The sequence below is a fragment of the Massilia sp. ZL223 genome, from assembly GCF_018119395.1.
Lineage (GTDB): Bacteria > Pseudomonadota > Gammaproteobacteria > Burkholderiales > Burkholderiaceae_D > Telluria.
Genome location: NZ_JAGPWD010000066.1, coordinates 1 through 12,380, shown reverse-complemented (window position 1 = coordinate 12,380; position 12,380 = coordinate 1). Strand labels below are relative to the sequence as shown.

The 12,380-nt window shown below is 67.1% G+C and carries 8 protein-coding genes; 2 read left to right on the top strand and 6 right to left on the bottom strand.

The genetic code is table 11. The features are described from left to right. Positions 1-205 precede the first annotated feature (205 nt). From KBW95_RS23940 to KBW95_RS23915, 6 genes are all read right to left on the bottom strand, one after another. The gene (locus KBW95_RS23940) at positions 206-1,351 is read right to left on the bottom strand and encodes a VWA domain-containing protein (RefSeq protein WP_211529520.1); all 1,146 of its coding nucleotides are present in this window, start codon (positions 1,349-1,351) and stop codon (positions 206-208) included. Further along, positions 1,341-3,563, bottom strand: a complete 2,223-nt coding sequence (locus tag KBW95_RS23935; protein WP_211527068.1) for a DUF5682 family protein — start codon at positions 3,561-3,563, stop codon at positions 1,341-1,343. The genes KBW95_RS23940 and KBW95_RS23935 overlap by 11 nt, the downstream gene beginning before the upstream one ends. 9 nt (positions 3,564-3,572) lie before the next feature. Then, positions 3,573-4,667 (bottom strand): AAA family ATPase, encoded by a 1,095-nt coding sequence (locus KBW95_RS23930; protein ID WP_211527067.1) that lies wholly within the window; start codon positions 4,665-4,667, stop codon positions 3,573-3,575. Further along, on the bottom strand, positions 4,664-6,067 hold the full coding sequence (locus KBW95_RS23925) for a DUF5691 domain-containing protein (RefSeq protein ID WP_211529519.1): 1,404 nt from the start codon (positions 6,065-6,067) through the stop codon (positions 4,664-4,666). The genes KBW95_RS23930 and KBW95_RS23925 overlap by 4 nt, the downstream gene beginning before the upstream one ends. A gap of 170 nt (positions 6,068-6,237) precedes the next feature. After that, positions 6,238-7,578 (bottom strand): SWIM zinc finger family protein, encoded by a 1,341-nt coding sequence (locus tag KBW95_RS23920; RefSeq protein WP_211529518.1) that lies wholly within the window; start codon positions 7,576-7,578, stop codon positions 6,238-6,240. Positions 7,579-7,690: 112 nt separating this feature from the next. Then, positions 7,691-8,149, bottom strand: a complete 459-nt coding sequence (locus KBW95_RS23915) for a MarR family winged helix-turn-helix transcriptional regulator (RefSeq protein ID WP_211527064.1) — start codon at positions 8,147-8,149, stop codon at positions 7,691-7,693. A gap of 199 nt (positions 8,150-8,348) precedes the next feature. Between KBW95_RS23915 and KBW95_RS23910 the strand changes: the two genes are divergently transcribed. Beyond that, entirely contained in the window at positions 8,349-9,992 is a 1,644-nt protein-coding gene (locus KBW95_RS23910) for a DUF418 domain-containing protein (RefSeq protein WP_211529517.1), read from the top strand. Then, the gene (locus KBW95_RS23905; protein WP_373888850.1) at positions 9,989-12,346 is read left to right on the top strand and encodes a penicillin acylase family protein; all 2,358 of its coding nucleotides are present in this window, start codon (positions 9,989-9,991) and stop codon (positions 12,344-12,346) included. Before KBW95_RS23910 ends, KBW95_RS23905 begins: the two co-directional genes overlap by 4 nt. The last annotated feature ends 34 nt before the right edge of the window (positions 12,347-12,380 follow it).

Below are 12,380 nucleotides of genomic sequence, written 5' to 3'. Positions count from 1 at the left end.
GGTGGCATTGTTCCGGCCTGCGCCGGGAGTCATTTCCTCCAGTGGAGGAAATGACGGATCATCAGTGCTGGTCGAAATGGACGCCGCGTATAGCGCACCTAGCCTAAAAACCGTCGTACCCGCCACTGGCGGCTACGACTTCCGGGACTCGGCGTCCCCCTTGGCCGGAACCCAAGCTCAACGCACGCACGCAAACCGCAGACCTTCAGGCATGCACAATCCCGGCCTGCGCCGCCCACTGCTCCAAACTACTCCGCTTGATCGCCGCCGCCATCATGTCCGGGAACAGATCCGGCGTACACGCAAACACGGGTGCTCCCATCGCCGCCAGCTTGGCCGCATTCTCCCGGTCATACGACGGCGCCCCGCGATCGTCGAGCGCCAGGAGCACGATCAGCTGCACGCCGCTCGCCACCAGGTAAGCCGCCCGCTTGAGCATTTCCGCATTATTCCCGCCTTCGTACAAATCGCTGATCAGCACGAAGATCGTGTCCTTCGGCCGCGTCACCAGTCCCTGGCAGTAGCCGAGCGCCCGATTGATGTCCGTCCCGCCCCCGAGCTGGGTCCCGAACAGGACTTCCACCGGATCGTGCAAGGTCGGCGTCAAGTCCACGACCGCCGTATCGAATACCACCACTGAGGTGCTCACCGCCTTGATGGTCGCCAGCACCGCCGCGAACACGCTGGCATACACGACCGACGGCGCCATCGACCCGGACTGGTCGATGCACAGCACGATATCGCGCAGAGTTTGCCCCTTGCGGCCGAACCCGATCCGCCGCTCGGGAATCACCGTGTTGTACTCCGGCTGGTAATGCTTCAGATTGGCGCGGATGGTCCTCAGCCAGTCGATCTCGTTGTGCCGCGGCCGCACATTGCGCACCGCGCGATGCAGCGCGCCGCTCACCGCCTGCCGCATCGGGCTGGCCAGCTTCTTCTCCAGGTCGCGGACCACGCGCTCGACTACTTGCTGCGCTGTCGCCCGCGTCTTGTTCGGCATGACCCGGTTCAGGCTGAGGAGCGTCGCCACCAGATGGACATCCGGCTCCACCGCCATCAGCATCTCGGGTTCGCACAACATCTGCTGCAGGCCGAGACGTTCCAGCGCATCCTTCTGCATCACCTGCACGACCGACGAGGGGAAGTACTGCCGGATATCGCCCAGCCAGCGCGCCACGTTCGGCGCCGACGCACCCAGTCCGCCGCGCCGCTCGCCGTCGTTGTAGAGCGCATTCAGTGCGCCGTCGAGCGCCAGGTCGCCGGCGTCGAGCTGGACGCCCTGGTCGGTACCGCCGCCGAGCACGAGCCGCCAGCGCCGCGCGACTTCGTTGTGGTCTATGTCATTCGCCATGAACAGCATCCTGCGCAGCCGCGCTTCCAAGAATGGTTCGAAGGACCGGGAGCACGCGCATCGCGCGCTCTTCATCTACTTCCGTAGTACCCGAAACGGCTACCCGACGCGCGCCCGGCTGGCTGGACGCTGCGCGTTCGGCCAGCTGGCGCCGCTCCGGTGGCGTGAAGGTTCCAAAGGTGCGCCGCAGCAGCGGCAGCAATTCGATGAAGCCCTCCGCCGGCTGCGACATGAGCCAGGCATTCACCAGCTCCCACAGCTCGTCGCTGTGCGCCAGCAGCGTGCCGCCGCCGTCCAGGAATCCCTCCAGCCACTGGGCAGTGACAAGCGGCGGGACTGCGTGCGACGAGCGCAGCGACAACTGGCGCGCCGCCTCGCCAGTCGGCCAGCGCTGCTGCTCCGCAAGGATGCGCGTGCAGCGCCCGGCGACTAGCGGATGGCTCTGATCCGAGCGCGCCAGCTTGTCGAGCGTGTCAAACCACTCCTCGAGGTGTGCCTCCTCCTGGAAGCGCCGGATGGCCTGGTCACCGGCGATGAGCTGCCGGAGCAGGATCGCAGCCGCATCGTCCGCCAGTGCGCGCGCACCGAAGGGCAGGGCGATGCAGGCGCGCGTGATCAGCACCCCGGCCACGCCGGCAAGCGCCGTGGTATCGGTGCCGCGCACATTCCCGTAACGGATCGCGTCGACCAGCGGTGCAATGGCTTCCAGCAGGAAGCCGGGATCCGGCGTCGTCGCGCCGACATCCTGGATCCGCTGCATGACCGGCCCGACCGCTTCCTGCAGATCCGCCAGCAGGATCTTTTCCATCAGGGCCGTCAGTTCCGGCAAGTTCAGAGCCTGGGCACCGCGTTCGATCGCGAGTGCATTGGCCGCGCGGTCGAGGGTCGCTCCCCAGACGCTGGCCTCGATCAGCTGGATCGCGAACTCAGGTTCCCACGCGAGCTGCCACAACTCATGGAAGGTACCGGTCGTCCCGTGCGTCCGCTGCCGCCGGCCCCAGTCCACGCCGACCATCGCGAGACGATGCAGCAGGACGCTTTTCTCCAGGTGGGCAGGCTGACGCAGATCGAGATCCATTCCCACCGCATCCGCGCGTAACGGCATGCGCAGGCGCTTCTGCTGCGCCTGCACGTCCTGCACCAGCGGCACCGTCGGCACGTCGTCGGGCACATCGCCCAGGCGGTCGTTCACCAGCAGCTCGCGCCGGATCAGGCGCAGGGTCGCATCATTGTCCTGGCAGAAGACGGCGCGCACCGCTTCCAGCAGTTCGTCCAGGCCGGTGCGCGGCCGGCCGCGCAAGGCCGCCAGCGTCTCCGCCAGGCGCTGTGCATCGATGACCTGGGCCGAGGAGGCGTCCAGGTCGTGCTTGCGCAGCAGAGCCGCGACATCGGTCAGCCAGAACAGGCCCGCCTCGTCCCCGTGCTCCCACACATGCTGATACCAGCCTGGCGAGTTGACGCCCGCGCCATAGCCGCTCGCGAAGGTCAGCCTGCCATAGCTCCACGGTATCCAGGTCGCCAGCACCTTTTCCTTCGGCAGTCCCTTGAGCAGCTCGGCATCGCTCTTCGCACTTGGCATGGACGCCAGCGCAGGCACGTGCCAGGCGCCGCAGACCACGGCGATACGCGCATATCCTTCTTTCTCGGCCGCGCGGATGGCATTGCGCATCCATGCCTCGCGCCGCAGTTCGAGCGTCGACGAGGACGGCCCGGCCGCCTCGCGCACGGCGCCCATCATCTCGGCCACGGCCTCGAACAGGTCCAGGCTGTCGCGCCGCTGCTCGACCAGGTGATCCCACCAGGTCTCGGTATCGCCATAACCCGCCGCCTGCGCCAGCCATCCCAGCGGATCGGCCTGCACCTCGTCGCCATCCTCCGGCTCGGGCTTGCGCTCTTCCGCCAGGCGGTGGCTCTGCGGTAAATCGCAGAAGCGGAATGGGACACCGTGCTCGTTCGCATAGCGCATGGCTTGCCATTCCGGCGAGTAGGCCGCGAACGGGTAGAAGACCGCGCGCTGCGGCGCCGCCGCCGCATACAGCAGCAGCGCGACCGGCGGCGCCAGTTCCGGCCGGCCCTCGAATGCGGCCAGGCTGTCCGCTTCAGGCGGACCTTCGACCAGCAGGCAGTCGGGCTGCAGTTCCCGCAGCGCCTCGAGCAGGCTGCGCGCGCAGCCGGGCCCGTGGTGGCGGATGCCGAACAGGTGAACGCTCATGCCGGGCGCTCAATCCATGACGTCGCGGCAGGCGCGGTACAGGTCCTTCCAGCCGCTGCGCTCTTTCACGACCGTTTCGAGATACTCGAGCATGGCCACGCGGTCCTGCACCGGATCCTTGACGATCGCGCCGACCATGCCTGCCGCCAGGTCGGCGCCGCGCAGCACGCCGTCGCCGAAATGGGCGGCCAGCGACATGCCATGCGTGATTACGGAAATCGCTTCCGCCGTGCTCATGCTCGCCGTCGGCGCCTTGAGCTTGATCTTGCCATCCTCGGTCGTGCCGTCGCGCAGTTCGCGGAACACCGTCACGATGCGGCGGATCTCTTCCAGCGCCGGCACTTCGCCCGGCAGTTCGAGCGCCCGGCCCATACCGGCGACGCGCGTCTGTACGATGCGCACTTCCTCGTCGGCAGTGCGCGGCGGCGGCAGCACCACGGTATTGAAGCGGCGTTTGAGCGCGCTCGACAGCTCGTTGACGCCGCGGTCGCGGTCGTTGGCCGTGGCGATGATGTTGAAGCCTTTCTGCGCCTGTACTTCATCATCCAGCTCGGCGATCGGCAGCACCTTCTCGGACAAGATGCTGATCAGGCTGTCCTGCACCTCGCCCGGGATGCGGGTCAGCTCCTCGATGCGTGCGATCTTCCCTTCACGCATGGCGCGCATCACCGGGCTGGGGACGATGGCTTCCAGCGAAGGCCCCTTGGCCAGCAGGTGCGCGTAGTTCCAGCCGTAGCGCAGCGCTTCCTCGCTGGTGCCGGCCGTGCCTTGCACCACCAGGGTGGAGTCGCCGCTGATCGCCGCCGCAAGATGTTCCGACACCCAGGACTTGGCGGTCCCCGGCACGCCGAGCAGCAGCAGGGCGCGGTCGGTGGCGAGCGTGGCGACGGCGATCTCGATCACGCGCGGGTTGCCGATGTACTTGGGGCTGATCTCCACACCGTTATCGAGCTTGCCGCCCATGAGATAGGTGGCCACGGCCCAGGGGGACATGCGCCAGCGCGGCGGACGCTGGCGGGTGTCGCTGGCGATCAGGGCCTCGATCTCCCTGGCGAACTGCTCCTCCGCGTGCTGGCGAAGGACGGTGGTGGTCGATGCGGTCATGCGGGCTCCTGGAAAGAAAGCGACATCTCGTGCCGGAAGCGCACGGTGTCGAAGAAATTGGCGATGCTGTCGTGGATGCCGCCGTCGCCGGCGCCGGCGCGCCAGGCGGCTTCGAGGCCGGCGATGGCCGGCGGATCGACGACGCCTGCAAAGCTGTCGAGGGCGGCCTTGATTTCCCATTGGGCGCCGGGAATCGCGGGCAGCTCGCGCAGCAGCCGCTCGATCACCTCGCGCGACAGCGCGGCGGGCCAAATGATGGACGAACGCCTGGCCGCGTGGACCAGCAAATCGACCAGCACGCGTTCCGCCTGGCCCCAGGTCTGGCGGCTGGCGCCCACAATGTCGGCGAGGCAGGCATGCAGTTCGGCCGGCGTCATGCGTGCGAAGAGCTCGAAGAAGTCTCGCGGGTACTGCTGCCGCATCCGTTCGTCGGACGATAGCCAGAACGCCAGCAGGGCTTGCGTCCATTCGCCCAGCTCGTGGGCTCGAGCAGCTCCGCGCAGCGCGCCACTGGACCAGCCGCGCACCAGGGCATGGGCGAAGTCGCTGCGCGCCGCCATAGCGATAAGTTCGCTCGGATTAAGACCAAGGCGCGCCGGCCAGATGCGCGGGTCGGTGGCGGCGAGCAGGTCGACCAGCCAGCCGGCCTTTTCGCCCAGCCCAGGATGGGCGGCTGCGCCGACGCCGTCACGCAGCGCGGCCTTGTCGATGGACTCCGGCAGCGTGACCTCGATGCTGTTACGGCCCAGGAGCACGCGCTTCACATGGAGCAGGGGCTCGGCCCTTGCCTGCATGCGCTGACGCAGGGCGGAGCCGGGCAGCTTTACCAGCAGGGCTTGCGCCGCAAGCCGTACTTCCTTGCGGCGGTCGTCGAGCGCGGTTTCAAGGAAGGTTTCGTCGTCGGGACCAAGTCCGACGCCCAGGCAGCCGAGCAGCTGTGCGCGTGCATCCGGCGCTTCACTTGCCCAGGTCTGCATCAGCGCATCCCTTGCAGCGCCTGGATCCTCCGCGCGCCACTGCGCCAGGGCGGCAAGCCGCTGTTCCAGGCTGCCTGTCTCCCAGAGCCGCTGAAGATCGTCATGGCCTGCGGCCGGCGCCGCCCACCCCCAGGCCTGGTCGAAGCGCGACAGCCAGCGTCCGCGCTCGCCGAGCACCTGGGTCAGCTCGGCGCGCAGTTCGGTATGGCGTGTCGCGAGCGCGAGCAGGTTGGGCAGGAAGCGCGCGGGCAGGTGGCCGCCGTAGCGCGTCAGTTCGCGCAGCCATTCGAGCATCAGGACGGTTTTTTGGCCGCCTTGCAGCAGGCGCGCCAGCAGCGCCTCGGCGCGGGGAGGGCAGGCGCGCAGCCGTTCCGCCGGCGCGGCAGCGAGGGGGGCCGGTGTCGGGATGGCGGCAGGCTTCAAGCCGGCGCGCGTCCACAGCGACCACGCGCCCAGCGATTGCCAGAGTTGCGATTCGGCGTCGCCACCGCCGGGCAGAACGCTTTCGAGCTCGGCGGGCAAGGCTGCGCGCCGCGCACCCGCCGCGCGCGACGTCCCGATCTGCAGAAGGCTGTATAGCTGGCTGGCGTCGCTCATGCGAGAAAGTCGGTTTCGAAGTTGTAAAGGCGGTCGTCATGCCAGCCGCTCAGCGGCAGGAAGGCCTCGCCATCCCATTCGCCCACCAGCGTCAGCGCATGTCCGCCGCTCAGGGCAGCCAGGTGCAGATGGTGGCGGGACGCGGCATCGAGCGGGATCACGCCGCCGTCGGCACTGCGCAGCGTGCGCGCCGCGGGATCGGGCACCACATCGGGAAGGATGGCGGGCCAGCTGTCGAGGAAAGGCTGGCTGGCCAGTGCGTCGGCATAGGCGTCGAGCAGGGCAGGGAAGCCGCCTCCTGCCGGCGCAGCGCCGTCGATGAGCGTGCTGGCGGACTGCTGGCGCACCAGGGCGCGCAGGGGCAGGGCGCTCGGGTAGAAACACAGTTCGCCGTCGAACTGCGTGCCGACCGGGACGGACTGCTCGAATCCCTGGGTGCCGACCGCGAATTGCAGCAGTAGCGCCCAGCGCCGGGTGCCTGTCCCGTACAGCCACGTGGCGCGGCTGCGGATCCGCTCGTCCTCGCTGCTGCGCTGGGCCAGGACCAGCCAGCGGTCGCCGACCGGCGGCTCGGCCAGCACTTCTTCTTTGGGGACGGTAAAGCCGACCAGGCTGCGCAGGTCGCGCTGCAGCAGGTCCGGCAACTGCTCGATGCGCTGCCAGGCGCTGGTGACCAGATAGAGCGCGGCGAGTTCGTTGGCCAGGCGGCGCTCCCAGTCGGGCAGGGTGGTCTGGAAGCACATCGCCCCCGCGCGCCGCAGGCGGGCCGCAAGGCCTCCAGCCTGCGCATCGACGAGACGCGCCGCCATGCCGTTCCAGTATGCGGGGCCGCGCTCGCGCACGCCGGCCAGGCCCTCGCGCGCCAGGTCATGCAGCCAGGTCTGCAGGTCGGCCAGGCCGCGGCCGACGCCCTGCTCGCGCTTCTCTTCGCGCTTGCGTGCCTGGGCCGCGGAGGCTTCCGCCTGTTCCGGCGTTTGCGCAGCGGCTTTCTCGGTCTTCCTTTCCAGGCGCTGCTGGCGGCTGTCGAGCCAGTCCGCCACCCATTGTGGCGCCGCGCCGGCGGCAAACAGGCCTGGCTGGGCGCTCAGCAGGAGATACAGCCCGAGGCCGTGCTTGCAAGGGAATTTGCGGCTCGGGCAGGTGCACTTGAAGGCGGGTTCGGCGATGTCGATCTGGGTGCGGTAGGGGACCTTGCCGCTGCCCTGGCATTCTCCCCACAGCGCGCGCTCGTCGCGCCCGAGCTGGCGCCATTTGGCCGGCGTGGCCAGCTGGCTGCCGGCTTTTGCCGAGGCGGCGTCGGGAGCGAGAGAGAGGATGTGATCCGAGCTGAGCGTCACACGCAAACCCATGGATAAAGGAATGCGGCAACTATACCCTGCTCATCCGCCGGAAGCGGAGGCTTTTGCTATGCAACAAACATAAAGTGCGCCTCCGCTAACCGGAGGCTGATCAGCCTGCGCTGTCGTTGAGATGCTTGCGCAGCTTGACCAGCTGGTCGCGCAGGCCGGTGACCTCGTCGAGCGAGCACTTGGTGGCGGACAGCACGGCCGGCATCATCTCGGCGGCTTGCCCGCGCAGCGCCTTGCCCTGCTCGGTGAGGGTGATGATGACCTGGCGCTCATCGCTGCGTGCACGCGCCCGCTGCACCAGGCCCTGGGTCTCCATCCGCTTCAGGAGCGGGGTCAGGGTGGCCGAGTCCAGGAACAGGCGGGCGCCGATATCCGATACCGTCAGCTCGTCCCGCTCCCACAGCACCATCATCACCAGGTACTGCGGATAGGTGAGCCCGAGTTTCGGCAGCACGCCGCGGTACACGCGCATCATGGCCAGCGAGGTCGAATACAGCGCAAAGCACAGCTGCTGGTCCAGAAGAGGCGCTTGGGCAGCGGAGGAAGGAGTGGTCGTCATCGGTCCAATATAGATCGCTTACGAGCTAATTGCAAGCGATGTGATGCGCGCCGGAGATGGCGAATCTTCATGCGATTTGAATATCGGTCGACCGGATAACGCTTTGTCCTCGCATTCCTGCAGTTCGTCGCACAAGTCCCTCGGCCTGCCGACTTCCGGCATACGATGGTGCGATCAAAAAAACCAGAAGGAGATGGCGATGGACAAGCCTCCAGTGCCGGCGGAATTGACCCCCGTAACGAACAACGAACGCATCCAGGCCCTCGATGTGGTGCGCGGATTTGCCCTGATCGGCATCCTGATGATGAATGTCGAGTTCTTCAACCGTGCTACTGCCCAGCTTGGTTCAGGCATGCAGACTGGCCTGAGCGGCGCCAACTTCGTGGTCAGCTACTTCGTCCAGTATTTCGTCGTCGGTAAATTCTGGACCATCTTCTCCCTGCTGTTCGGCATGGGCTTCGCCGTGATGCTCACCCGGGCGGAGCGTGCCGGCCGCAGCTTCCTCGTTCCCTACATGCGCCGCATCGCCGCGCTGGCTGTCTTCGGCGCCTTGCACCATATCTTCCTGTTCTCCGGCGACATCCTGTTCAGCTATGCGGTTGCTGCGACGGCCCTGCTGATCGTCCTGTACGGGCGGACGAAATGGATCCTGCTGGCGATGGCCCTGTGCATCGGCGGTGGCTTCATCCCTCACATGAACTGGCTGTTCGGGATTGCCGGCGGCCTGGCCTTCTTCGGCGTCGCCGCCTGGTGGCTGCGCGGAGAGCAGCGCATGAAACGCTTCGGCCGGCCGCCGGTCATCGCCTTCATCCTGATGGTCGTCGGTGTGATCGGCCTCATTGGCGGCGCCGTGACCTGGGCACTGCCGGCCATGCCGCCGCAAGCGCGCTTCGGCCTGCCGCTGCTCGGCTTCGCGCTGTTCACGCTCGGCTACCTCACCAAGCGCTACCACGCAGACAAGCCGGCCCGCCCATGGCGGCTGGGTGTCGGCATCTACTGCTTCTCCTTCTTCATGATGACGGGAGCTGGCGCATCGATGTACTTCTTCCCGGAGAAGCCGGCTGCCGTCGTCAGCAAGGAGGAGGCCAAGAAGCAGAAGGAGCAGGCCGCCGAACGTGCGAAGAACATCAAGGAGCGCGAAGAGCGCATCAAGACCGAAACTGCAGTGCTCAGCAAAGGCAGCTACGCCGATGCCGTGACGCTGCGCGCCAAGCATTTCATCGAGAGGGCGCCGGGAGAAGTCGGCTTCGCAACCATCCTGATCGGCATGTTCCTGATCGGCACCTGGTTCGTCCGTTCCGGCATCATGGAACGGGCGCAAGAGCACCTGCCGCTGTTCCGCAAGCTGGCCATGTTCGGTCTTCCAATCGGTATCGGCATGGGCTTGCTCGGTTCCACCATCGCCATGCACTCGATACCGGGCTCGCGCGGTGCCGACGGCTTCCAGCTGGCTTCGGGCCTGCAAATGCTGGGCAACCTGCCCGCCTCGCTGGGCTATGTCAGCCTGGTGATCCTGATGCTGTACAGCGCTTCGCCGCTGAACAAGGTGAAGGTGCTGGCGCCGTTTGGCCGCATGGCCCTGACGAATTACCTGACGCAATCGTTGGTGGCCTCCACTTTCTTCTTCGGCTACGGCTTCGGCAACTGGGGTATCTCGCGCGTGGACCAGATGCTGTTCGTCGTGGTGCTGGCCGCGGTGCAGATCGTGTTCAGCCATCTGTGGCTGTCGCGCTTCCGTTACGGGCCGATGGAATGGCTGTGGCGTGCCGTCACCTACTGGACCATCCCGCCGATGCGCCTGGGCGCATCGGGCGCCGCGCCCGCAGTGGCAACGCCGGCGTGAGGGGGCTGGTTGGGATTGGCGCGGCGCTGCTGGTCGGCGCCGCGCTGCCGGCCGCCGCACAGCCGGTAAAGGTAGCGGGCCTGGCGCAGCCGGCCCGGATCGTGGTCGACCGCTGGGGCGTTCCCCATATTTACGCATCGAGCCAGGATGATGTTTTTTTTGTGCAGGGCTTCAACGCTGCACGCGACCGGCTGTTCCAGATCGACTTATGGCGCCGTCGCGGGCTGGGCGAGCTGGCCTCGGTCTTCGGGCCGTCCTATGTGGAGCAGGACCGGGCGGCGCGCCTGTTCCTGTACCGCGGCGACATGGCGCCGGAATGGGCGGCCTACGGCAAGGACGCACAACGGACCAGCACCCGCTTTGTTGCGGGCATCAACGCCTACATCGATTACATCGCCCGCAAGCCGGAGCTGATGCCCTTCGAATTTCGCCAGCTCGGCTATACCCCCGCGAAGTGGCGTCCAGAGGACGTGGTGCGCATCCGCAGCCACGGGCTGACCCGCAACCTGACCCAGGAGTTCGCCCGCGCGCGTGTCGTCTGCCGTGCGGGCCTGGCGGCGGACGCAGTGCGCGCCCAGCTGTCGCCGGCATGGACCACGCGCGTGCCCGAAGGCCTCGATCCTTGCCTGCCCGAGGACGCGCTCGACGTGTTTGCGCTCGCGACGGAGAACGTGCGCTTCGACCGGCGGAACTTGCAGGCGTCGCGCGTGGCGACGAATGGGGAAACGCTCGAGGGCAGCAATAACTGGGTCGTCGCGCCGTCGCGCACGACGACCGGCCGCCCTATCCTGGCGAACGACCCGCACCGTGCCTACGGCGTGCCGTCGCTGCGCTATATCGTGCACCTCAGCGCTCCCGGCCTCGACGTCATCGGGGCAGGGGAGCCCGCCTTGCCGGGCGTATCGATCGGCCACAACGGGAAGGTGGCGTTCGGGCTGACCATCTTCAGCATCGACCAGGAAGACCTGTACGTCTACGAGATCAATCCTGCGAACCCGAAGCAGTATCGCTACAAAGGCGGCTGGGAGAACTTCCGCGTGGTGCGCGAGAAGGTCGCCGTGCGCGGCCGGCCTGCGAAGAGCGTCGAGCTGCGCTTCACCCGTCATGGGCCGGTGATCCACCAGGATCCGGGTAAGCGCCGGGCCTTCGCAGTCCGCACCGCGTGGACCGCGCCGGGCATGGCGCCTTACTTCGGCAGCATCGATTACATGAAGGCGCAGGACTTCCAGCAGTTCCGGCGCGCCATGGAGCGCTGGGGCGCGCCGACCGAGAACCAGGTGTATGCCGATACGGCCGGCAATATCGGCTGGGTCGCCGGCGGCCTGGCGCCGGTGCGTCCTAACTGGGACGGGCTGATGCCCGTGCCCGGAGACGGCCGCTATGAATGGCAGGGATTCCTCGATGGCGCGAAGCTGCCCTATGTGCTCAATCCCGGGCAAGGCTGGTTCGCGTCGGCGAACGAGATGAATCTGCCCGCCGGTTTTCCGTATCGGCAGCACAAGCTCGGCTTCGAATGGCCGGACAATGCCCGCGCACGCCGGATCGCGCAGGTACTCTCGGCGGCGCCGAAAGTCGGCATTGAGGATATGGAGCGCCTGCAGAACGATGTCGTGTCCTTGAATGCGCAGCGGCTGGTTACCCTGCTTAAGCCGCTGTCCTCCCGCGATCCCAAGACACAGGCCGCGCTGCGCCTGCTGTCGTCCTGGGACGGCGAGGAGAGTGCTTCCTCCAGCGCGGCAGCTCTATATGAGACGTGGTGGTCGCGGCATCTCGGCTACGCTTTCAAGGACGCCGTCCTGGCGCCGGCGGCAGTGGAAGCCATGGATGCGCCGCATGCGAGCGTCCTGATCGAATCGCTCGAGAAGCCGGCGCAACGCTTCGATAAGGATGCCGTGCGCAAGCGCGACGAGGTCCTGCTGTCCAGCCTAGGGCGCGCCTGGGCGGAAATGGAGGGGCTGCAGGGGCCGGATCCGACTCGCTGGCAATGGGGCAAACAGCACTTCAGTTATTTCGCCCATCCGATGACGCCGCTCCTTGACCAGGCCACGCGTTCGCAGGTGAACATAGGCCCGCTGCCACGCGGTGGTGGCGCCTATACGGTGAATGTGTCGAGCTATCTCCCCGAGAATTTCTGGCATGCGCATGGACCCTCGTTCCGGATGGTGCTGGACGTCGGCAACTGGGACAACTCGCGTGCGATCAACACCCCGGGGCAGTCTGGCGACCCGGCGAGCCCCCATTACCGCGACCTTGCCGGCAGTTGGGCGGAGGGCAAATACTTCCCGCTGCTGTACTCGCGGCAGGCGGTGGACAAGGCCGCCAAGCAAGTCATTGAATTGCTGCCGGCGCGCTGACGGCCCGGGCCTTGCAAGCGGACGCGGGCTTTGC